The sequence below is a fragment of the Actinomadura miaoliensis genome (assembly GCF_039536785.1).
GTDB lineage: Bacteria > Actinomycetota > Actinomycetes > Streptosporangiales > Streptosporangiaceae > Spirillospora > Spirillospora miaoliensis.
In genome coordinates, this window is record NZ_BAAAZG010000036.1 from 182044 (window position 1) to 204796 (window position 22753).

Below are 22753 nucleotides of genomic sequence, written 5' to 3' on the forward strand. Positions count from 1 at the left end.
CACATGTATCGCACGCCGGGGACGGTGGCCCGGATGTGGCGCTGTGGTTACGATGACGGCGCCGCCGATGGACGGGAAAATGTGCTGCGATGACGCGATTCGCGCTTTGGCTCGGGAAGAACGCCGACGCCCTCATCGCCCTGGTGCTGGCCGTCGCCGTCGCCGTGATCGGCCTCGGGGTGCGGGTGCCGGACGAGGTGACCAACAGCGCGATCCTCGCGGTGATCGGCCTGCTGGCCACCTCGGTGCTGCGCGACCGCGCCCGCCGCGTGCCGGTGGAGGCCGAGGTCCGTGACACGCTGCGGTCGTCCTCGACCACGCTGGAGGGGCTGAGCGAGCGGCTGGCGCAGATCGAGCGCTTCGAGGGCGTGATGTCCGACACCAAGCGCGCGCTGGACGAGACCGCGGTGGTGCGGGTCATCGACGGGGCGCAGGTGGGGCAGGTACTCGCCGAGGCCCGCCGCGACACCGACCGCTGGTTCTTCAAGGGCGGCACCGGCACCTACATCCGGGCGCGGACCCTGCCGGAGTGCGTCGGCGCGGCCCGGCGCGAGCGCCGCACCCTGCTGGTGCGGCTGGAGATCATCGACCCCACCAACGTGACCGTGTGCGAGTCCTACGCGCGGCACCGCCGGTCGGTGTCGGACCGGCCGGACGCCACGGGCGAACCGTGGACGCTGGACCGCACCCGCAAGGAGGCCTACGCCACGATCCTGGCGGCCTGCTGGCACAAGCAGCGCTTCAACATGCTCGACATCGACATCGGCCTGTCGCAGACGATGACGACGCTGCGCTACGACCTGGCCGCGTCCCGCCTGGTGATCACGCGGGACGATCCGCGCGGCGAGGCGCTGGTGGTCGACAGCGGCAAGTTCTTCTACGCCTGGTGCGCCGCCGAGCTGCAGACCAGCCTCGACCAGGCGCGCCGGGTGCCGGTCGAGCAGGCCCGGCTGGCGCCGCTGGACGACGAGCCGACCGTCGAGGAGGCGCGCAAGCTGTTCGAGGTCACCGGGATCGAGTTGCCGGGCTCCTACACCGACCGCGACGTCATCGAGATCATCCGCAAGGCGCTGCGCGCCAAGGACCCCTACGAGTGACGGTGATGCGCTTCCCGGACCTGAACGGCGGCGTCTACGGCGCCGTCTACGGCGAGATCGCCGCGGGCACCGCGGCGGGGTCGCTGCCCGCGTGGGCGCGTGACGTCCTGGCGGACGTCGCGTGGGGGCGGTCCCCCATCGCCCCGGTGCGGCATCCCCTGGGCTTCCTGTGCCTGCCCGTGGAGCGGCGCGGTGAGCTGGGGGTGTGCCTGCACATCTGGTCCCCGCAGGTCGCGCCCGCGCCGTCGACCACGTCGCTGGTGCACTGCCACAGCTGGGACCTGGTGAGCTTCGTCCTGTACGGAAAGGTGCGGAACATGCGGGCGCGCGTCGTCGAGGAGGGCCCGGCCACGCACCGGGTGTTCGAGGTGCTGAGCCGCGGGGCCGTGGACGAGCTGCGCGCCACCGGCCGCACCGTCCGGTACTCCCCCGGCGACGCCGCCACGCACCGTACCGGCGAGACCTACAGCCTGCCCGCGGGGGCGTTCCACAGCACCTTCATCGAGGACGAGCCTGACGCCGCCACGGTGGCGCTGGGCCGGCAGACCGCGGACGGGGGCGACCTGTCCCTGGGCCCGCTCGACACCCCCACGCACCAGGTGCGGCGGATGAACTGCGATCCGGACGAGGCCGCCCGCGCCGCCCTGCGTTCGGCGCAGCGCATCGCCGCCGAGTACTCGCTGCCGCCGCGTTCCGTCCCGGCCCCGTCAGCCGACCCCGCCCGTCCGGGGGGCACCGGCGCCGGCGCCGCACGCCAGTCGTCCTCCGAACCCGCCCCGCCCCGTCCGGGGCCCGATGACACCCCGGCACTGCGCCGCTCGGGGCGCCCCTAGCGTCCGCCCGCCGATTGGAGAGGCCCGATGAGACCCCGTACCCCGTCCCAGGCCGATCCGGTCGATCTCGTCCAGGCGCGTCGGGTCGCCATAGACGCCGCCGAGGCGGCGGGGGCGCTGCTGCGCGCGCGCACGTGCGAGCCCCTGCGGGTGCGCGCGAAGGGCGACCACGGTGACGTGGTCACGGACCTGGACACCGCGGCCGAGGAGCTGATCCTGCGCAGGCTGCGGGCCGTCTACCCGGGCCACCGCATCATCGCCGAGGAGTCCGGCGTCCTGGAGGGCGGTGACGGCATGGTGTGGCTGGTGGACCCGCTGGACGGCACGAACAACGTCGCGATCGGCATGCCCGTGTACGCGGTGGGGCTGGCCCTGTGCGCGGGGTCGGTTCCGGTGCTGGGGGTCGTCCACGATCCCGTCACGGCGCGCACGTGGTCGGCGGCGCGCGGCCAGGGCACCCACGGGCCGGACGGTGCACGGCTGCGCCTGGACGGCCCGGGGCGTGTCGAGCATCCCGTCCTGGCCTGGACGCAGGGCCACGACGTGGGGCGGGGCGATCCGGTCGCGTTGAGTCTCCGCACGTCGCTGGAGGCCGGGTGCGGGCGCCTGCTGCAGTTGTGGGCGCCGCTGGTGGCGTGGGTGATGCTGGCCCGCGGCGACATCGACGGCATCGTCGGCTACCGGCCCGAGATCGTCGACCTTCCCGCCGGTGCGCTGCTGGCCGCCGAGGCGGGCGCGGAACTGCGCGGCCTGGACGGCTCCCCCTACGAGCTCGACATCGACCTGCCCGCGGAGGAGCGCGGCTTCGTGGCGGCCCGTCCGAACCTCCTGGACCGTCTCCTGGAGACCACCGCCGCCGCCACCGCCGTGAACGGCCTGCGCCTGTGACCCCTTAGGGCTCACTCCGTGAGCAGCAGGACGCTCACGGAGGCGGCGCACCCCAGCACCGCCAGCAGCGCGCCGGTCGCCACGAACTTCAGCATCGGCACCCGCACGTCCCAGCGGCGGCACCACTCGAACCACAGCAGCGTCGCCAGCGACCCCCACGGCGTGATGACGGGGCCGACGTTGGTGCCGATCAGCAGGGCCAGCAGCTGGTCGTGGTTGGCCACCGGGACGGCCGACTCGCCCGCCACGTAGGCGGGCAGGTTGTTGATGACGTTGGCCAGGCCGCCGCCGGCGAAGGCCGCCCGCAGCGCGCCGCCCAGTCCGTCGTCGGCGCCGACGAGCCCGCGCATCACCTCGTCCAGCCCGTACCGCTCCAGCGTCGGCTCGACCAGGAACAGCCCGGTGACGAACACCATCAGCTGCCAGGGGATCAGGGACGGGCGCAACGCCCTGGGGGCACGGACGGCGAACGCCACCACGGCGACCACGGCGGCGGCGGTCGCGGCCAGGCCCAGCGCGATCCCGGTGTGCACCCCCGCGAGGATGGCGCCGATGAACAGCAGGCAGGCCCCACCCGTCGACACGAACAGCGCCCGGTCGCGCACGGGGGCGGGCGGGGGCGGTTCGTAACGGTCGGCGCCCCGCATCCGGCGCCGCCAGTAGAACACCCACAGCAGCGTCATCGTCACCGCCAGCGCGGCCAGTTGCGGGGCCCACATGCGGGCGGCGAACTCGGGGGTCTCCAGGGCGACGCGGTCGGCCGCCAGCAGGTTCGTCAGGTTGGACACCGGCAGCAGCAGGCTGGCGGTGTTGGCCAGCCACACCGTCGTCATCGCCAGCGGCAGCGCCGCGATGCGCGCGTTGGCGGCCAGCGCCAGCATGACGGGGGTGAGCAGCACCGCGGTGGTGTCCAGGTTGAGGAACACGGTGGTGGTCGAGGCGAACGCGACGCACAGCAGGAACAGCGCCGGGTACGCGCCGCGCCCCAGCCGCGCCATGCCCTGGGCGATGGCGTCGAAGACCCCCGCCTCCTTGGTCAGTTCCGCCAGGACGATGACGCTGAACAGGAACAGCAGCAGGGGGGCGATGCGTTCGAGGCTGGCGCGGGCGTCAGCGCTGGGCAGCAGGCCGGTCACCACGAAGACCAGCCCCAGCAGCAGCAGGCCGATCCGGATCCAGTCGAGCACGCTGAGAGCGCCCAGAGCGCGCCTGATGGTCTGGCTGGGTGGGGCCACGGCCGCCATGATCCCACACGGTGCGCTCCGCCCCGCCTCCCCCGGTGACCGGGCTCCCAGGGGCCGCAGCCCTTACGGCGCGGGCGTTTCGGCGATGCGCGGGCCGGTTCGCGCGCGCGATACTGACCGCATGACACCCCCTTCCGGCTCGTCCGGGCAGGATCGCCCGACTGACTTCTTCATCAGTTACTCCCCTGCCGACGAGCGCTGGGCGGCGTGGATCGCCTGGCAGCTGGAGACGGCCGGGCACCGCACGATGATGCAGGCGTGGGACTTCGTCCCCGGCACCAACTTCATCGACTTCATGGACCGCGGCCTGTCGGAGGCCAAGGCGGTCATCGCGGTGCTGTCGCGCAACTACCTGCGGTCGCGGTACGGGCGGTTGGAGTGGATGACGGCGTTGCGCGCCGACCCCGACGACCCCGCGCGCAAGCTCGTCACGGTGCGCATCGAGGACTGCGACATCGACGGGCTGCTGTCGACCATCACCTACGTGGACCTGGTGGGGGTGGAGGATCCCGCGCAAGCGCGCGCGCTGCTGATGCAACGCATCCAGGAGGCGCTGGCCGGGCACGCGCGGCCGAACTCCGGCCCGGTCTTCCCCGGAGCGCCGGGGGCGCTCCCAGAGACTTCCGCGCAATCCGCCGGCCGGGCGCTGCCCGAGCCCACGGGGGAGCGCGCGGTGCGCCGTACGCCCGTCGTGGCCCCCGTGTTCCCGGGCGGGGCCGGCGACACGGGGCCGCGTGAGCATCTGAGCGTGCTGCACGTGTCCGGGCCCCGGTTCGGACGCACCCTCGCCGAGCCGGACGAGCCCACCACCGCCACCGAGCTGCAGGACCGCATCTGGAGCGATGTGACGCGGCTGGCCGACGCGGGCGTGCCGCGACCCGACCTGCTGGTGGTGACGGGCGACCTGACCCACTCGGGCAGCCGCAAGGAGTTCGCCGAGGCGTTGTCGTTCCTGACCAGCCTGCGGGCGCTGCTGGGCCTGGAGGCGCAGCGGGTGGTGGTCGTGCCCGGCCCCCACGACGTCACCCGGGCGGCGTGCCAGGCGTACTTCTCCAGTTGCGAGGCCGACGACATCGAGCCGCAGCCGCCGTACTGGCCCAAGTGGCGGCACTTCGCGGGGTTGTTCAAGGAGTTCTACCAGGGGCTGGACAGCCTCATCTTCGACAGCGCCCAGCCTTGGACGCTGTTCCCCGTCAACGACCTGAAGGTGGTCGTGGCCGGGCTCAACTCGACGTTGCCGCTCACCCACCGCCCGGAGGACCGCTACGGGGAGGTGGGGCGCGCGCAGGCCGCCTGGTTCACCGAACGGCTGCGGCATTTCGAGGACGAGGGCTGGCTGCGCCTGGGAGCCGTCGCGCACAGCCCCGTCGCCGGGGAGCGGGACGCGCTGCGCGACCCGGGCACCGTCGACTCCCTGCTGGGCGCCCACGTCAACCTGTTCTTCCAGGGGACGCCCTCGGAACTGGGCGCGATACCGCTGATGCCGTCCGAGGCGCCCGTCGTGCCCGCCCTCGGCCCCGGCCGCCACCAGACCATCGTCCTACGGCGCGACGGCCTGGAACGCTGGATCCCCGACCAGGCGGAGCGACGCGGCCCCGAACGGCTGGAACGGTCCTGGGCCCGCGTCGACCGGACGTTCCCCCCGCCGCGCGAGCAGCTCACGCCGCCCGCCCCCACTCTGCGGATCGAGCGGGCCCACGGCGACGAACGCGCCGACACCACGCCCGATCCCACGGCGCGGCTGCTGGACCGCATCGCCGAAGCCTGCGAGACCCGGTTCGAACGCGCCCAGATACGCCGCGTGGTGCCCGCGCCCCGCCCGGACGGGGGCACGGACGCGCCGCACCTGCTGCTCACCCACCTGGAGGACGGCTTCGTCCGCCAGTACCGCATCGGCGCGCACGTGGGGCAGGTGACGGAGGCGGACGTGGACGCGTTCGTCCGGCACGTCCACGCCGACGGATCCGACCACGGCTCGGAGCTGGTCTACGTGGGGCCGCCCCCGCCCCGGTCACTGCGCGAGGACGCGCTGCGCCGCGGCATCCGGGTGCGCAGCCTCACCGAGTTCCAGGGGCTGCTGGACCTGTCGGAATACGTGGCGGGCCAGACGGCGCGGTTGTCGTCCGGCGGCCTGTACCCGCCGTCCCTGTACGTGCCGCAGCGCTACCGCGAGCTGGACCGGCTGCCTCCGGACGCCGCCGGCAACGACGTGCGCGACGACGTCGTGGAGGAGATGCTGCGCCTGCTGGCCGCCGACCACGGCCGGTTCCTGCTGCTGCTCGGCGACTTCGGGCGCGGCAAGACGTTCGCGTTGCGGGAGCTGGCCCGCCGCATCCCCGAGGAGCTGCCGCACGTCATCCCGATCCTCATCGAGCTGCGCGCGCTGGACAAGGCGCACTCGGTGGACGGCCTGGTCGCCGCGCACCTGGCCAACCACGGCGAGGAGCTGATCGACCTCAAGGCGTTCCACTACATGCTGCGGCAGGGCCGCATCGTGCTGCTGTTCGACGGGTTCGACGAGCTGGTCACCCGCGTCACCTACGACCAGGCCGCCGACCACCTGGACACGCTGCTGCAGGCCGCCCAGGACAAGGCGAAGATCGTGGTGGCGAGCCGCACGCAGCACTTCAAGTCGCAGGCGCAGGTGCTCACCGCGCTGGGCGAGAAGGTGGGGGTGCTGCCGCACCGCCGGGTGCTGAGCCTGGAGGACTTCACCCCTTCGCAGGTCCGCGCGTACCTGGTCAACCGCTACGGCGACGAACGCGTGGCCGACGAGCGGCTGCGGATCCTGTCGGGCCTGGAGGAACTGCTGGGCCTGACCAGCAATCCGCGCATGCTGAGCTTCATCGCCGACCTGCCCGAGGAGCGGCTGCGGGCGGTCGCGCACGCCCGCCACACCGTCAGCCCCGCGGACCTGTACCGGGAGATCCTGTCGTCGTGGCTGTCGTACGAGGCCGACCGGGTCCGCCACACCGGGGGCCCGGCCGGGCTCACCACCGAGGCCATGTGGCAGGCGGTGGGGACGCTCGCGCTGCGGCTGTGGGAGAGCAACGAGTCGTTCCTGCGCCTGGCGGAACTCGCCGACGTGTCCGACACGCTCACCGGTCTCACCGACGGGCGCCTGTCGCCGCACCAGGTGACGCACGCGGTCGGGGCGGGGAGCCTGCTCGTGCGCACCGATGAGGGCCTGTTCGGTTTCATCCACGGCTCCGTGGTGGAGTGGCTCGTCGCCCGGCACATCGCGGACGAGTTCGCCCGCGGTGCGGCCCCGCGCGCGCTTGTCACCCGCGCGCTGTCGCAGCTGACCGTCGACTTCCTGTGCGACCTGGCCGACACGCGCGCGTGCCAGGAGTGGGCGGTCGGGGTGCTGGCGGACGCCGACGCCGACGACGTGGCCCGCTCCAACGCCATCAAGATCACCACCAGGCTGCGCACGTCCGCGCGCACCGACCTGCGCGGCGCCCGCCTGGCGGGCGAGGACCTGTCCTACCGCGACTTCCAGGGCGTCGACCTGACCGGCGCGGATCTGACCGACGCGCAGCTGGTCGGCGCCGACCTGTCGCGCGCGGTGCTGCGGGACGCCTCGCTGGCCGGGGCGCGGCTCGATGAGGCGCGGCTGACCGGCGCGGACCTGCGCGGCGCGGACCTGTCGCGGGCGCGGCTGGCCCGCGCCGACCTGCGGGACGTGGCCGTGGACGGCAGCCGCTGGACGCGTGCCGCCCTCATCGACGCGGCCCTGCCCGAACGCGTCGCGTCGGCGCCCGAGCTGCGCGAGGCCGCCATCGCCCCGGGCCGCCCCGTCGACCTGCAGGTCGCCCCCGCCGGGATCGGCGTTCCCTACGGGTTCCACTTCGCCACCAGCAGGCTGCCGCAGCCGCTGGCCTACAGCCCCGGCGGGTCGATCCTGGCGGTGGGGGGCGAGGACGGCGGCGTGCTGGTGTGCGACGCGGTGACGGGCACGCCCCTGCGCACGCTCATGGGCCACCGCGACCGCACCTACGCGGTCGCGTTCGACGCCACCGGCAACCTGCTGGCCACCGGCTCGGCCGACGGCTCCGTACGGCTGTGGGACCTCGCCACGGGGCACTGCGCGCACACGCTCACCGTGCACCCGGAAGGGGTGTGGCCCGTCGTCGTCGGCCCGCCCCGTCCCGGCGCCGACGGCCCCTACCGGGGCGTGCTCCTGGCGGCGGGGGCGGCCGACGGCACCATCCGCCTGTGGGACTGCGCCACCGGCGAGAAACGCCACGAGCTGCCCGGCCACACCGCGCCCGTCTACACCGCGGTGTTCGACCCCACCGGAACCGTGATGGTGACGGGCGACGCGGGGGGCGTCCTGCGCGTCTGGGACCTGACGACAGGGGAACTGCAACGCACGCTCACCGGCCACCGTGGCGCCGTCTACCGGGCGGTGTTCCACCCGGGGGGCTCACTCCTGGCGGCGGGCGACGAAGCGGGCGTGGTCCGGCTGTGGGACATCCACACCGGGGAGATCCAGCACGAACTGGTGGGCCACACGGGCCGCGTCTACGCCGTCGCGTTCCACCCCGACGGCGACCTGATGGTGACCGGCGACACCGACCGTTCCGTACGGCTGTGGCGGAACGGACGCCACCACCGCACCCTCACCGGCCACGGCGGCGCCATCTACCAGGCGACCTTCAGCCCCGACGGGGGACGCCTGGCCACCGCCGACAGCGCCGGGGCCGTACGCCTCTGGGACCCCGACACCGGGCAGCTGCGCGTGGAACTGGCCGGGCACCGCGGGGCGGTGTGGCCGTTCGCGTTCCGTCCCGACGGATCCCAGCTCGCCACCAGCAGCAACGACGGCACCGCCCGCCTGTGGGACGCCGAGACGGGGCAGTGCAGGGTCGTGCTGCGCGGACACGGCCGCCGCGTCACCGGCGTGTGCTTCTCCCCCGACGGCGGTCTGCTGGCCTCCAGCGGCAACGACGGCCTGGTACGGCTGTGGGAGCCGCGCACCGGACGCCTGGTGCGGGAGCTGCGCGGCGCCGCCGACAACCTCACCTCCGCCGCGTTCAACCCCGCCGGGACGCAACTGGCCACCGCCACCAACGACGGCGGCGTCCACCTGTGGCAGGCCGGCACGGGGGTGTTCGAACGCGAACTCAACGCCGAGACCGACCACGTGTGGGCGCAGGCGTTCAGCCCAGACGGGGACGTGCTGGCCACCGCCAACGACGACGACAGCGTACGCCTGTGGTACTGGACCACCGGCCGCGAGACCGTCAACCTGGCCGACCACCGCGGCCGGGTGCGCTCGATCGACTTCTCCCCCGACGGCCGCCTGGTCGCCACCGGCTGCGACGACAGCCTCGTCCGCCTCTGGGACGCCCGCACCGGCGAATGCGTCACCACGCTGCGCGGCCACACCGACCGCGTCTACCGGGTGCAGTTCGACGCCACCGGCGACACCCTCGTCAGCGCCGGCAACGACGGCGCCGCCTGGCTGTGGGACCCGCGCTCGGGCCAGGCCCGCCGCGTCCTCACCGGCCACACCGGACGGCTGTGGTCCGCCGCCTTCCACCCCGGCGGAACCCTCCTGGCCACCGCCGGAGACGATCTGGTGGTGCGGCTGTGGGACCCGCGTGACGGACGCACCCTGCACACCCTCACCGGCCACACCCGGCGTGTGTGGTCACTGTCGTTCTCCCCCGACGGCACCCTGCTGGCCAGCGCGGGCGACGACGGCGCCATCATCCTGTGGGACGTGTCCGACCCCGCCGCACCGGCCCGCCGCGCGACCCTGCTGGGGCTGCCCGCCGGATGGGCCGCCCTGACGCCGTCCGGCCGCTACAAGTGGGAGGGCGACGCCACCTCGGAGTTCTGGTACGCCGTCGGCATGTGCCGCTTCGAGCCGGGGGAGCTCGACGCCTACCTCCCCGAGGTCCGCCAGATCCCCCTGGACGCGGAGTTCTGACCCCGCCACGGGCCCGGGGCCCGCGACGGGGTCCAGGTCCCCTTACCGGAACGTGCAGTAGGCGACCGTGGCGTCGTCGTGCGGCTTGCTGCGCGGCCAGCGGACGGCCCGGGGATCGGTGTGCTCCACCTCCCGGGTCCGGGCGACCAGCGCCGCCGGGCCCTGCCCCTCGACGATCTCCACGAGCCCGGCCCAGCCGGTGACGCCGAACAGGTCGGCCAGGCGGGTGGCGCCGTCGGTCAGCAGCAGCACCCGCCGTACGTCCCTCAGCGGCACCGTGCCGGTGATGGCGTGCCCGGCGGCCGCCGGGTCCGCGGCGGCGTACACATGGCCGCCTGTGACTGTCTGAAGGCCGTCTGGGCCGTCCAGCAGAAGGGTCGAGTCGGCGAGCACCAGATAGTCCAGGAGGTCTCCGCGCACCCGCAGCGCCAGCACGGTCGCCGCGGGCGTGGCCGGATGACGAAGATCGCAGGTGGCGCGGTGCGACGCCGCCACGTCGGCGATCGCCCCGGCCAGGCGCCCCACCAGCGGCCTGCCCGCGGGACGGTGCGCCCCCTCCGGCGGGCCGACCGGCGGCCCGGCCTGCGGCGCCTCGTTCACCCCGTCCAGCAGGCGGGCCAGCAGCCGCGTGCCCAGCGAACGGGCGTACCAGGCGGTGCCGTGCACGCACCCCAGGTCGGTGCCCAGGGGAAGGCCGCAGCCGTCCAGCACCACCACCGCGCCCGGGGCGGCGGCCACGAAGTCCTCATTGCGCCGTGCGGGGCTGCCCTGGTCGGTCGCCCACGAGACCCGCATCGCGCTCACCCCGCCGGGGCGGCGTGGGCGCGGCGGGTCAGCTCGTCCCACAGCGCGTCGGCCTGGGTCCGCAGCTCGTCCAGGCTCCCGGAATTGTCGATGACGCGGTGGGCGAGCGCGCGACGCTGCTCACGGGTGGCCTGGGCGGCGATCCGCGCCCGCGCCTCCTCCTCGGTCATCCCGCGGCGTTCCACCAGCCGCCGGATCTGCGTCTCCACGGGGGCGTCCACGACCACCACCACGTCGTACATGCCCGCCAGGCCGTTCTCGGCCAGCAACGGCACGTCGTACACCACCACGGCGTCCTCGGGGGCGGTCTCCATCAGCTCCGCCACCCGCTCCCCCACCAGGGGATGGACGATCGCGTTCAGCGCGGCCAGCCGGTCCGCGTCGGAGAACACGATCGAGCCCAGCCGCTCGCGGTCCAGCGCGCCGTCCGGCCGCAGCACCTGCGCGCCGAACTCCTCCACCACCGCCGCCAGCCCGGGGGTGCCGGGCTCGACCACCTCCCGGGCGATCCGGTCCGCGTCGATGATCATCGCGCCGTGCGCGGCGAGCCGCGCCGACACCTCGCTCTTGCCCGATCCGATCCCGCCGGTCAGTCCCACCTTCAGCACGCCCCCACCCTAACGACCGCTCGATCAGCGGCCCAGGGAGCGGGGTCAGCCGGCGGCCGTCGCGGGCACCAGGTCCTTGCGCATGTGCACCAGCGTCAGATGGGCCGCGACGCGCTCGCGGTGCGTCTCCCTGTAGCCGACCCGCCGGTACAGCCGCAGGTTGCCCTCGCTGAGATGGCCGGTGAACAGCACGCACGCGTCGGCGCGGCCCGCGACCCGCTCCTCCAGCGCCGCCAGCAGCCGCCCGCCGATCCCGCGGCCCTGCGCGTCCGGCGCGACGACCAGCCGCCCGATCAGGCAGGTGTGCTCGCTGAACTGCGCCCGCACCGCCCCCACCAGGCGGTGCCCGGCCACCGCCTTCAGCACCACCGCGTCACCGCCGAGCACCGCGCGCAGCTGCTCCAGCGACTCCACCAGCGGGGGGATGAACGGGTCGCCGTACAGCTGCGCCTCGGCGAGGTAGGCCGCGCGCTGCACGGTGAGGATCTCCCCGGCGTCCGCGGGCCCGGCCCGCTCGATCACGACCTGCGGCTCGTCCATGGGCCGACCCTAGCGGGGGCGCGGGACGCTGTCCGGCTCACCGCCCGATCCGGACGGTCACCACGACGGGATAGTGGTCCGACGCCCGCGACCGCACCACCTGGTAGTCGGAGAACGTCAGGTCGTCGGTGCCGAAGACCCAGTCGACCCGCTCGCCGCGCGCCGTGGTCGGCGACGGGTCGCCGCCGAACGCGGCGCTGCGCAGTTCGGTGCCGTCCAGCATCCTGCTGATCGCCGGGCTGCCCGGCCCGCCGTTGAAGTCCCCGCCGATGATCGTGCGGGGGGCGCCGCCCCACGCCCGCAGCAGCGTGGCGACCTCGCGGACCCGTTCGGCGTCCTGGTCGGCGCCGCCCTCCAGGTGCGTGGACCACACGTCCATCGTCGTGCCGCCTACCGCCAGCCGCGCCCACACGTACCCGCGGATCTGCGACCAGTCGGCCTTGGCCATCCGCGCGGTGCCCGAGCTGCGCACCGGCAGCGACGTCAGGATCGCGTTGCCGAACTGCCCGTCGGCGGCCGGCCCCCACAGCAGCTTCATCCCGAGGCGGCGCGACAGCCACACCCCCACGTCGGTGGTGCCCGACAGCAGCGACCCGCGTCCGGCCTCCTGCAGCAGCACCACGTCGACGCGCTGCCGCTCGATCTCCCGCGCGATGCCCTCGGGGTCGAGACGGCCGTCCTGGTCGACCGCGTCGTGGATGTTGTAGGTCAGCACCCGCACCTGCCCGGCCGGCCGGGCCGCCGCGCCGGCCTCCCGGTTCGGGGTGGTGAACGTGTAGATCAGCGTGCCGAGCAGCAGCACCAGCGCGGCGGCCCCCGCGGTCAGCGCCCGCACCGGCGCCCGCGCCGGCAGCGGACCGCCCCGCGCGGCCGCGATCGCCGCCAGCGCGCCCAGCAGGATCCCCGCCAGGCCGGGCAGCACGTTGTTGGGCACCGGCAGCGGCTCGATCGCGCTGACCTGGTACGGGATGAGGATCAGCGCGACGAGGAACCCGCCGAGCGCGGCGCCCACGTCGATCCGCCACACCGGGCCGCCCGTCCCGGCGCGGCGCAGCGGCGCGCGGCACGCCACCGCCAGCAGCCACGCCGACAGCACCTGCCCGACGATCACCACCGGCACCACCTCGATGCCGCTGACCGCGTACGTGCCGGCGACCGCGCCCGCGCCGACGCCCAGCAGGGTGCCGCCCAGCACGCACACGCCGCCCGGCACCGCCCGCACCGCCAGGCCCGACGCCAGGAACGCCAGCGCCAGCCCCTGCCCGACGACGACCACCACGTGCGCGACGGTCAGCGACCGCCACCCGGACGACGCCACGAACGCCGGGCTGGACAGCACCAGCGTCTGCAGGGCCAGGAACGGCCCGATCGCCGAGGCGCCCAGCGCGTCCCGCCAGGAGATGCCCGGCGCCTCCACCGGCCCGGACGCCAGTTCCCGGTACAGCGCGTAGGCGCCCAGGCCCACGAACGCCAGGCACGGCAGCCACGGCCACACCCCGGGACGCCACACCGGGTCCCAGGTGCCGAACGCCATGCGCACCGCGGTGTCGGCCGACAGGCCCGCGACCGTGGCCGTGGCGAATCCCACACCGGACAGGCCGCGCGCCCCCTCGTACAACGCCGCCACCGCGACCATGCCGATCGCGGTGCCGACGAACGCCAGCCACGTGCGCGGCTCGATCGCCTCGGCGACCAGCCGCACCGCCAGCAGCCCGCCGACCCCGGCCAGCAGCAGCCCGCGCGGCCCGGCGGCCCGGCGCACCAGCGGCCCGGCGAACCCCGCCAGGAACACCGCCAGCACGGCCGCACCGGCCACGCCGGCGCCGGCGGAGTCGGCGAAGTGGTCGAACTGGGGCAGCGAGAAGCGCAGGGTCTGCGCGAGCACGGCGACGGTGACGGCGATCAGCACCAGCCGCGCCGGACCCTGCGGGACGATCGAGGGACCGGCCTGCGCGGGGCCGCCGGTCCGGGTGCCTACCTCTGTGCTGGCCAATTGAACGTGTGCTCCCCGGGGACGAGCAGGAAACGGGCGGGACGAGCGGGCGGGCCGCCGACGGGGACCGGAGGGGTCCGGCGGGCGCCACAAGGATCACGGCCGAAGGCCGATCCACGAACCGCACCTCCGGCCGTTGATCCTATGACCCGCCGACCGCCCCGCGCCGCTACGACTCCCCAAAATTCACCACACCGCCCACCCCGCCCCTCCCGGAGCGCGACGGCCACAGCCACCCCAAACCGAGCGCCCACCTGGAACAACCTCCAGCACAAACACACCAACAGCAGCCCCTCCAAGAAAGCAGCCGCACGTACACGACGGCATCCCAAACAGCCTGCCTAAAAAACCCACCGGCTACCCCGCAACAACATCCACGGAGCAGCCCCACGTGGCCACACCCAGCGCACAACGGCCCCCTGAGGCCCCAGCAGCCCATGCCGACAGCACCAACGCGCCACCACACACATGAGAGCCATCACACACCAGCCGTTTCAACAACCACCCGACAGCACGTATGCACCATCCCCCGCAGACAACGGCGAACCAGGCACGCACAACGCGAACAGGCGAACCAGCAGGTACCAGCAGCTCCAAGCAGCGCCTCCGCCCCCCGTCCCCCGGCATGCCACCGCAAGGACTCGTGCAGCAAGAGACGGCAACCCCTTGAGCCCGGAACGCTGACAGAACCGACGCGCCATCACCCGCAGACAACGGCGAACCACGCGCGCACGACGCGAACAAGCGAGCCGGTGCGCACCAGGAGTTCCAGCCAGCGCCCACCATCACCTACGGGTGAACCGCCACAAGGCAGCCACATGACGCCCCTGAGCCCAGAAGCCAATTCGATGCCAGCAAGCACCGACGCGCCATCTCCCACAGGAAAGCCAGCACACACCAGCGGTTCCAGTGAGCACCCCGGGCAGCACACCCACGGGCGAGCCGCGACAAGCACACATGCGGCAAATGACGGCGTTCCTAAACCCCCAGCAACCCCTGGCCGGATGCCGACAGCACGTACGCCCATCGCCCGCAGCGAACGGCGAACCAGGCAGTCACAGCGCGCACAGCGAGCCAGCAGGTACCGGGCACCGCCCCAGCAACACGTCCGCCGGCACGCCGCAAGACGCATGCAGCACGTGACGGCAGCCCCCTGCACCCGCAAGCTAACCGGACGCCTGCAACCCGAACCCGAGACATCAGCCGCAGCCACGGCGATCCCGGCGTGCATAGTGCGAGCGGTCAAGAGAACTGCAGCCAGGGGCACCCGTCCATCGGCATGGCGAGGACGCGTGCAGCGGGTGACGGCGGCCTCGTGAGGACCTCGGTTCCCTAGCCGGATTCCGAAGCGTCTACGAGCGGTCACCCGCGGGGGAACCGCCAGCCATGCACGCACAGTGCGAGTGCTCGAGGCAGTTGAGCCGGGGGGGTGCTGGCCGGCGACGTGTGTCACGTCCACCGGCATGGCGACGCGACGATACGTGCAGCGACGCCAACCCGATGAGCCCCAGGGGTCCCTAGGCTGATTCCGCAGCTTCTGCGAGACATCAGCAGGAGGCGGGAGCCAGGCACGCGTGGCGGGGCGTTCGAGGCGATTTGAGCCGACGGTTTCAGTCGGCGGACCTCGACGCGTCCACGGGCGGGCTGCCGCGAGGACGTGTAGCGGGGTGAACGGAGTGACACCCTCGACTCCGCCTGTGGGCGGGCCCACGGCGCGGGCAGGGCGCCGGTGATCGGAGCACCTCGACCTGGGGTTCAGAGGCTCCTTGCGCACACGTCCACGGGCAGGTGCCGCGAAGGGCGTGTGGCGTTACGGGTGGCCCTGAGCCGGCCTTTGGGCTCCATAGCCGGGCCCTGATCGTGCTGGCCGGGGCAGCCGACCGCAGGGCAGGCTGCGCTGGCAGAGGCAGGCGTCGGTCCGGGACGTGGTTCCCGGGGGTGTCCCCTGGAACCTCGTCCCGGACCGGCTGTCACGAGCCGTTCAGGGCGCGACGTGCGGGCCCTGAACGGGGCGCCGCCTACTGGCCGCCCGAGAGCTTCTCGCGCAGAGCGGCGAGGGCCTCGTCGGTGGCCAGGGCGCCGCCGGACTCGCTCTCACCGCCGGAGTAGGAGGTGTCGCCGCCGACGCTGCCGCCCTCGGCCTCCGCCTCGGCCTTGCGGGCCTCCTCGATCTGGCGGCGGTGCGCCTCGAAGCGGGCGCGCGCCTCGGCGTACTGGCGCTCCCACGTCTCCCGCTGCTGCTCGTAGCCGGGCAGCCACTCCCCGGTCTCCGGGTCGAAGCCCTCGGGGTACTTGTAGTTGCCCTGCTCGTCGTACTCGGCGGGCATGCCGTAGAGGGTGGGGTCGAAGTCCTCTTCCTCGATGCCCACGGCGCCCTCGTTGGCCTGCTTGAGCGACAGGCTGATGCGGCGCCGGTCGAGGTCGATGTCGATGATCTTCACGAAGATCTCGTCGCCGACCTGGACCACCTGCTCGGGAATCTCCACGTGGCGCTCGGCCAGCTCGGAGATGTGCACCAGGCCCTCGATGCCCTCCTCGACGCGGACGAACGCGCCGAACGGCACCAGCTTGGTGACGCGGCCCGGCACGACCTGCCCGATCTGGTGGGTGCGGGCGAACTGCTGCCAGGGGTCCTCCTGGGTCGCCTTGAGCGACAGGGAGACCCGCTCGCGCTCCATGTCGACGTCGAGGACCTCGACGGTGACGTCCTGGCCGACCTCGACGACCTCCGACGGGTGGTCGATGTGCTTCCAGGACAGCTCGGAGACGTGCACCAGGCCGTCCACGCCGCCCAGGTCGACGAACGCGCCGAAGTTGACGATGGAGGAGACCACGCCCTTGCGGACCTGGCCCTTCTGCAGGGTGTTGAGGAACGTCTGGCGGACCTCGCTCTGGGTCTGCTCAAGCCAGGCGCGGCGGGACAGGACCACGTTGTTGCGGTTCTTGTCCAGCTCGATGATCTTGGCTTCGAGTTCGCGGCCGACGTAGGGCTGCAGGTCGCGCACCCGGCGCATCTCGACCAGCGAGGCGGGGAGGAACCCGCGCAGGCCGATGTCGAGAATGAGACCGCCCTTGACGACCTCGATGACGGTACCGGTGACGATACCGTCCTCGTCCTTGATCTTCTCGATCGTGCCCCAGGCGCGCTCGTACTGGGCGCGCTTCTTGGACAGGATCAGGCGGCCCTCCTTGTCCTCCTTCTGGAGGACGAGGGCCTCGACGTGGTCGCCCACGGCGACGACCTCGTTGGGGTCGACGTCGTGCTTGATGGACAGCTCTCGGGAGGGGATGACGCCCTCGGTCTTGTAGCCGATGTCGAGGAGAACCTCGTCACGATCGACCTTGACGACCGTCCCCTCCACAATGTCGCCGTCGTTGAAGTACTTGATGGTCTCGTCGATCGCGGCGAGGAAGGCATCCTCGGACCCGATGTCGTTGACCGCTACCTGCGGAGTGGTCGAGGTCGCCTCGGTGCTGCTCGTCATGTGTCGGCTGGCTCCGGATACGGACATGCGTAGTTGTCTGACGGATGCGCGGCGGGCCCATTTCCGCCCTGCCGAGGACCGGAAGGGACGCGGCGCGAGCCGCGTCAGTGATACCGAACCGATGTCGACGACCTGACCGAGCGCGAGCCTGCTCCGTCCGAGACACGCGCAGGCCCACAGCGCAGCGATCAGAATATGGGACGCACAGCCTGGGGTCAATCGGAGGGGGTGGACGAGCGGCGCTCAGTAGGCGCGGGCGTACACCCGGAACCGGCTGGCGAGCTTGCTTTCCGCGGCCCTGGGGAACGAAACGGTATTCGGATCCCCATCAGAGATGTACCGTTCCGTGGGATTTTTGTCCAACCAGTCGAGCCAGGCGATGGAGCAGTAGCGCTTGCAGTCGTCCTCGGCGATCTTGCCCTCGGACCGCACCCGGGGGATGCGCCGCCAGTCGAAGTCCCTGCTGAACGGGGACTCCGACGGCCGCCACCCGGCCAGGAAGACCCCGTTGAACCGGTAGGAGCCCGTCTTGGCCTGCGCCCAGGCGGCCTTCTTCGGCTCGGACCCGAACGGGTAGGCCAGCGTCTTGGTGTGCACCCCGGCCAGCGACACGATCTGCCCCTCGATGTCGCCGATCTCCTTCTCGACACCGGACTGCGACATCTGCGCCAGGTTCTTGTGCGACAGGGTGTGGTTGCCCAGCTCGAACCCGTGCTGCACCAGCCACTTGAGCCCCTCGCCCGTGCGATCGCCCAGCTGGAACGGATCCTTGTTCAGGTAGAACGTCGCCGTCGGCCGGAACCCGGGGTACTGCCGCGCCACCTCGGTCAGGACCGACACGACGGTGTCGGGCGCGGGGTTGCCGTGGGCGTCCAGCGCGAAGTGCCCGGGCGTGCTGTCGTCAAACGTCAGCACCACCGGATGCCGCCCGGCCGGGACGTCGACCCGCCCCGCCGCGAACTCGCCGGCCGTGATCGGGACGTACCCGGACTTGGCCAGCCGCGTGATCTCGTCCCGGAACTCCTGGACGGACCGGTCAAGCGACATTTCCGGCTTTTTTACGATCCGGTGATACATCAGCACCGGAATCTGCCCGAGCTCGTTGGCCCGGATCCGCGCCACCTCCGGACGCGCCTGCGCGATCACCGTCACCGAGGGCGAGGGCCGCGCGTGCGTCGTGCGCCCCTGCCGCGCCGGTCTCGCCGGGGTGTCCTTGTCCGCCTCGTTCTCGGACTTGGTCTGCGCCCCGGCCCGCGCCGCCTCGCGCTCCGGCTCGGACCCGCGCTCGTCCCGCGGGAGGACGAGCCCCATGATCACGGCACAGACGATCACCACACCGGCGATCTTGTGAAGAAGCGGCACGACCCCTCCAACGGCCCACGGAACGCGGCCAGGGAAAGCGTACGGCTCCTCCGTCCGCGACGGACAGAGACCCGCCAACCCGACATGCCGGTAACTCTGACGCCCGCCCCGGCGGCCCCGCCCTGCTGAGATGTACGCGCCTTCCCGAATACCCCTCTGATCCGCCTTGATCGCCGACCGAAGTCAGCCGATCACAAAATGTCGCCAGCGCAACGAAGATCACCGCCCCGCCCCCGCGTGTCGCCTCGCCTGCTCCCACCACTCGGCAAGCCAGGGCGGCATGCCGGGGCGGCTGGCGCACAGGGTGACTCGGCGGTCCCGGCGGAATTCCGGCCGCTGCGCCCGGTCGAGGGCGCGCTCGCCTGCCGAGGCAGTTCAGCGCGCAGGGCGGACGGAGCGGGGCGGGGCGGGGCGGGGGCGCCGGGTCAGTGGGCGGCGTCCTGCCAGGTGCGGCCGGTGCCCATGGAGACGTCCAGGGGGGCGCGCAGGTCGTAGGCGCCGACCATCTGCTCGCGGATGAGCTCCTGGAGGCGGTCGAGCTCGCCCGCGGCGACCTCGAAGACCAGTTCGTCGTGGACCTGCAGGAGCATGCGCGAGCGCAGCCCGTGCTCGCGCAGGGCGCGGTCGACGTTGAGGCTGGCGACCTTGATGATGTCGGCGGCCGAGCCCTGGATCGGGGCGTTGAGAGCCATGCGCTCGGCCATCTCGCGGCGCTGCCGGTTGTCGGACGTCAGGTCGGGCAGGTAGCGGCGGCGGCCGAGGATGGTCTCGGTGTAGCCGTCGTGGCGGGCGCGGGCCACCACCTCGCGCAGGTACTCGCGGACGCCGCCGAACTGCTGGAAGTACTCCTCCATCAGCTCGCGGGCCTCGTCGGCCGAAATGCGCAGCTGCTGCGACAGCCCGTACGCCGACAGGCCGTAGGCCAGGCCGTAGTTCATCGCCTTGATCCGGGCGCGCAGCTCCGAGTCGATCTCCTCGGGCGGCAGGCCGAACACGCGGGAGGCGGTGATGGTGTGGAAGTCGGCGCGCTGGCGGAACGCCTCCAGCAGCGCCTCGTCCTCCGACAGGTGCGCCATGATCCGCAGCTCGATCTGGCTGTAGTCGGCGGTGAGCAGGCACTCGTAGCCCTCGCCGACGACGAACGCCTCGCGGATCTGCCGGCCCTCGGCGGTGCGGATCGGGATGTTCTGCAGGTTCGGGTCGGTGGACGACAGCCGCCCGGTGGCGGCGATCATCTGGTTGAAGGTGGTGTGGATGCGCCCGGCGTCGTCGGCCATCGGGATCAGCGAGTCGACGATGCTCTTGAGCTTGGCCACCTCGCGCCAGCGCAGGATGTGCTCCAGGACGGGGTGCCCCTCCTTGGCCAGCAGGTTCGTCAGAGCCTCGGAGTCGGTGGTGTAGCCGGTCTTGGTGCGCTTGGTCTTGGGCAGGTTCAGCTCGTCGAACAGCACCTGCTGCACCTGCTTGGGCGAACCCAGGTTGAACTCGTGGCCGACGGCGGTGTGCGCCAGCTGCTCGACCTCCTTGACCTGGCCGCCCAGCGAGGACGACAGCGCCGCCAGGTGCCCGGCGTCCACGGCGATGCCCGCGCGTTCCATCTCGGCCAGCACACCGACCAGGGGCAGCTCGACCTCGCGCAGCAGCCGGGTGGCGCCGCGCCGCTCCAGGTCGCGGTCGAGGGCGTCGGCGAGTTCGGCGACGGCACGGGCGCGCACGGCCAGGTCGCGGGCGGCCTCGGCCTCACCGGAGCCGTCCAGGGTCAGCTGCCCGGAGTCGTCGGACTCGTCGCGCAGCTCACGGTGCAGGTAGCGCAGCACCAGGTCGGCCAGGTCGAACGTGCGCTGCCCCGGCAGGGCCAGATACGCGGCCAGGGCGGTGTCGCTGGTGACCCCGGCCAGCGACAGTCCACGGGCGGCCAGCGCCAGCATCGGGCCCTTGGCGTCGTGGATCGCCTTGGGACGGGACGCGTCGGCCAGCCACGCGGCCAGAGCGCGCTCGTCGTCCTCGATCAGCTCGGCCGGGTCCAGGTGCACCGCCGGGCCCTTGGGGGACGCCAGCGCCAGCGCCGTGACCTCGCCGGTGCCGCGGCCCCACGAACCGGACACCGCCAGGCCGGTGCGGTCGGCGCCGGAGGCGTGCTCGGCCAGCCACGACCCCAGCGCGCCCGGCGCCAGCTCGGTCAGCTCCACCTCGAAGCCCTCGTCGGCCTCGGGCTCCACCGCCGACAGCGTGGCGTACAGCCGCTCGCGCAGCACCCGGAACTGCAACGAGTCGAACAGGGTGTGGATCTCGTCGCGGTCCCAGCGGCCCATGGTCAGCTGCGGCGGGGTCAGCTCCAGGCCGACCTCGCAGTCGAGCTTGTTGATCTGCTGGTTGCGCAGCACCTGGCCGAGGTGCTCGCGCAGGCTGTCGCCCGCCTTGCCCTTGATCTCGTCCACGCGCGCGACCAGGGTGTCCAGGTCGCCGTACTTGGTGAGCCACTTGGCCGCGGTCTTGGGACCGACGCCGGGCACGCCCGGCAGGTTGTCGCTGCTCTCCCCCACCAGCGCGGCCAGCTCGCGGTACCGCTCGGGCGGCACCCCGTAGCGCTGCTCCACCGCGGCCGGGTCGTAGCGGGTCAGCTCCGACACCCCGCGCACCGGGTACAGGACCGTGACGTTCTCGTCGACGAGCTGGAAGGCGTCCCGGTCGCCGGTGACCACCAGCGTCCGCATGCCCGCGGCGGTGGCCTGGGTGGCCAGCGTGGCGATGATGTCGTCGGCCTCGTACCCGGCCACCGACAGCCGCGGGATGCGCAGCGCGTCCAGCACTTCGAAGATCAGGCTGACCTGGCTGCGGAACTCGTCGGGCGTCTTCTGCCGGCCCGCCTTGTACTCCACGTACTGCTCGTGCCGGAACGTGGGCTCGGACCGGTCGAACGCCACCGCGATGTGGGTGGGCTGCTCGTCGCGCAGCACGTTGATCAACATCGAGGTGAAGCCGTACACCGCGTTGGTGGGCTGCCCGTCGGTGGTGTTGAAGTTCTCCACCGGCAGGGCGAAGAACGCCCGGTAGGCCAGCGAGTGGCCGTCGAGCAGGAGGAGCCGGTCGTGCTGCTTGTCAGGGGTCGATGCTTGTGTCGCCACAGCTTGACTCTAGTCTGCGCGTACGACGGTTTGAGGGAGGCTCGATGACGGACGACCAGCAGGAGCTCGTCGAACTGCTCAACGGCGTGGCCCAGGGCCACCTGCCGAGGGCCATGGGGGTGGAGATCCTCGAGGCCACGGCCGAACGGGTGGTGGGGCGCATGCCGGTCAAGGGCAACACCCAGCCGTACGGGCTGCTGCACGGCGGGGCCTCCTGCGTGCTGGCCGAGTCGCTCGGCTCGACGGGCGCCGCGCTGCACGCCGGTCGCGACCGCGTCGCCGTCGGCATCGAGATCAACGCCACCCACCACCGGTCGGCCACCGACGGGTACGTCACCGGCGTCGCGACGAAGCTGCACGCGGGACGCAGCCTCGCCACCTACGACATCGTGATCACCGACGAGGACGGCCGCCGGGTCTGCACCGCCCGCCTGACCTGCATGCTCCGCGACCGTCCCCCCGCCGACGGCGCGAACCCGGTGCCGCAACTGCCCACCGGATGACCGATCGCCCGCGGGAACGCCTCCCCCGGAACGGCGGTTCCTTTGCGGACGAAGGCGTCTGATCGGTAACGTTGATTGGAACGGCCCGAGATCACTGAGTAGACAACGTACGCTTCCGGGGAAGACCCGTACGGCCCCAAAGGTGATCTCGGGCCTCAGACCTCGGACCTGGGAGCAGTGTGCCCGCGGAGAACGCGGGCCGCTGCTCCTCGTCTTGTCTCCCAGGGGGACGACCCCCTGGAACCCCCGCCAAACCTGGGAGCAGTGTGCCCGCCGACAACGCGGGCCGCTGCTCCTCGTCTTGTCTCCCAGGGGGACGACCCCCTGGAA

The 22753-nt window shown here is 72.7% G+C and carries 13 protein-coding genes; 5 read left to right on the forward strand and 8 right to left on the reverse strand.

Going from position 1 to position 22753, the window contains the following annotated elements; translation table 11 throughout:
* Positions 1–89: 89 nt before the first annotated feature.
* Genes ABD811_RS24360 through ABD811_RS24370 form a run of 3 tightly spaced genes read left to right on the forward strand, consistent with a single transcriptional unit; the run spans position 90 to position 2818 of the window.
* Complete coding sequence (locus tag ABD811_RS24360; RefSeq protein WP_344952014.1) at positions 90–1097, forward strand: hypothetical protein; 1008 nt, start codon at positions 90–92, stop codon at positions 1095–1097.
* Positions 1094–1930: a hypothetical protein gene (locus tag ABD811_RS24365; protein WP_344952017.1), complete on the forward strand. Its 837-nt coding sequence runs from the start codon at positions 1094–1096 to the stop codon at positions 1928–1930. Before ABD811_RS24360 ends, ABD811_RS24365 begins: the two co-directional genes overlap by 4 nt.
* 27 nt (positions 1931–1957) lie before the next feature.
* A complete protein-coding gene (locus ABD811_RS24370) occupies positions 1958–2818 on the forward strand; it encodes an inositol monophosphatase family protein (protein WP_344952020.1) in 861 nt (286 codons plus the stop codon).
* A gap of 11 nt (positions 2819–2829) precedes the next feature.
* Here the strand turns inward: ABD811_RS24370 and ABD811_RS24375 are convergent, their stop codons facing one another.
* Positions 2830–4062: an ArsB/NhaD family transporter gene (locus ABD811_RS24375; RefSeq protein ID WP_425549456.1), complete on the reverse strand. Its 1233-nt coding sequence runs from the start codon at positions 4060–4062 to the stop codon at positions 2830–2832.
* A 121-nt stretch (positions 4063–4183) separates the two neighbouring features.
* Here ABD811_RS24375 and ABD811_RS24380 point away from each other — a divergent pair, with 121 nt between their 5' ends.
* Entirely contained in the window at positions 4184–10003 is a 5820-nt protein-coding gene (locus tag ABD811_RS24380; protein ID WP_344952026.1) for a WD40 domain-containing protein, read from the forward strand.
* A gap of 42 nt (positions 10004–10045) precedes the next feature.
* Here ABD811_RS24380 and ABD811_RS24385 read toward each other — a convergent pair whose 3' ends face one another.
* From ABD811_RS24385 to polA, 7 genes are all read right to left on the reverse strand, one after another.
* Positions 10046–10798, reverse strand: coding sequence for an integrase (locus ABD811_RS24385; RefSeq protein WP_344952029.1), 753 nt, complete (start codon positions 10796–10798; stop codon positions 10046–10048).
* A gap of 5 nt (positions 10799–10803) precedes the next feature.
* The gene (gene coaE, locus ABD811_RS24390) at positions 10804–11415 is read right to left on the reverse strand and encodes a dephospho-CoA kinase (RefSeq protein WP_344952032.1); all 612 of its coding nucleotides are present in this window, start codon (positions 11413–11415) and stop codon (positions 10804–10806) included.
* Positions 11416–11460: 45 nt separating this feature from the next.
* Positions 11461–11955, reverse strand: a complete 495-nt coding sequence (locus ABD811_RS24395; RefSeq protein WP_344952035.1) for a GNAT family N-acetyltransferase — start codon at positions 11953–11955, stop codon at positions 11461–11463.
* 37 nt (positions 11956–11992) lie between these two features.
* Positions 11993–13948 (reverse strand): endonuclease/exonuclease/phosphatase family protein, encoded by a 1956-nt coding sequence (locus ABD811_RS24400; RefSeq protein WP_344952040.1) that lies wholly within the window; start codon positions 13946–13948, stop codon positions 11993–11995.
* A 2018-nt stretch (positions 13949–15966) separates the two neighbouring features.
* Positions 15967–17433 carry a 30S ribosomal protein S1 gene (gene rpsA / locus ABD811_RS24405; protein ID WP_344952043.1) on the reverse strand — a complete coding sequence of 489 codons (1467 nt, stop codon included), beginning with the start codon at positions 17431–17433 and terminating at the stop codon, positions 15967–15969.
* A 243-nt stretch (positions 17434–17676) separates the two neighbouring features.
* Complete coding sequence (locus tag ABD811_RS24410; protein WP_344952046.1) at positions 17677–18795, reverse strand: polysaccharide deacetylase family protein; 1119 nt, start codon at positions 18793–18795, stop codon at positions 17677–17679.
* Between the two features lie 425 nt (positions 18796–19220).
* The gene (polA, locus tag ABD811_RS24415; protein ID WP_344952049.1) at positions 19221–21920 is read right to left on the reverse strand and encodes a DNA polymerase I; all 2700 of its coding nucleotides are present in this window, start codon (positions 21918–21920) and stop codon (positions 19221–19223) included.
* A 44-nt stretch (positions 21921–21964) separates the two neighbouring features.
* Between polA and ABD811_RS24420 the strand changes: the two genes are divergently transcribed.
* Positions 21965–22423: a PaaI family thioesterase gene (locus ABD811_RS24420; RefSeq protein WP_344952052.1), complete on the forward strand. Its 459-nt coding sequence runs from the start codon at positions 21965–21967 to the stop codon at positions 22421–22423.
* The last annotated feature ends 330 nt before the right edge of the window (positions 22424–22753 follow it).

What these genes read in the sequence shown, in the direction of transcription:
- ABD811_RS24375 (WP_425549456.1), bottom strand. Translation starts at nt 4,062, where the DNA reads ATGGCGGCCGTGGCCCCACCCAGCCAGACCATCAGGCGCGCTCTGGGC.
- ABD811_RS24370 (WP_344952020.1), top strand. Translation starts at nt 1,958, where the DNA reads ATGAGACCCCGTACCCCGTCCCAGGCCGATCCGGTCGATCTCGTCCAG.
- ABD811_RS24380 (WP_344952026.1), top strand. Translation starts at nt 4,184, where the DNA reads ATGACACCCCCTTCCGGCTCGTCCGGGCAGGATCGCCCGACTGACTTC.
- ABD811_RS24360 (WP_344952014.1), top strand. Translation starts at nt 90, where the DNA reads ATGACGCGATTCGCGCTTTGGCTCGGGAAGAACGCCGACGCCCTCATC.
- rpsA (WP_344952043.1), bottom strand. Translation starts at nt 17,433, where the DNA reads ATGACGAGCAGCACCGAGGCGACCTCGACCACTCCGCAGGTAGCGGTC.
- ABD811_RS24395 (WP_344952035.1), bottom strand. Translation starts at nt 11,955, where the DNA reads ATGGACGAGCCGCAGGTCGTGATCGAGCGGGCCGGGCCCGCGGACGCC.
- ABD811_RS24385 (WP_344952029.1), bottom strand. Translation starts at nt 10,798, where the DNA reads ATGCGGGTCTCGTGGGCGACCGACCAGGGCAGCCCCGCACGGCGCAAT.
- ABD811_RS24420 (WP_344952052.1), top strand. Translation starts at nt 21,965, where the DNA reads ATGACGGACGACCAGCAGGAGCTCGTCGAACTGCTCAACGGCGTGGCC.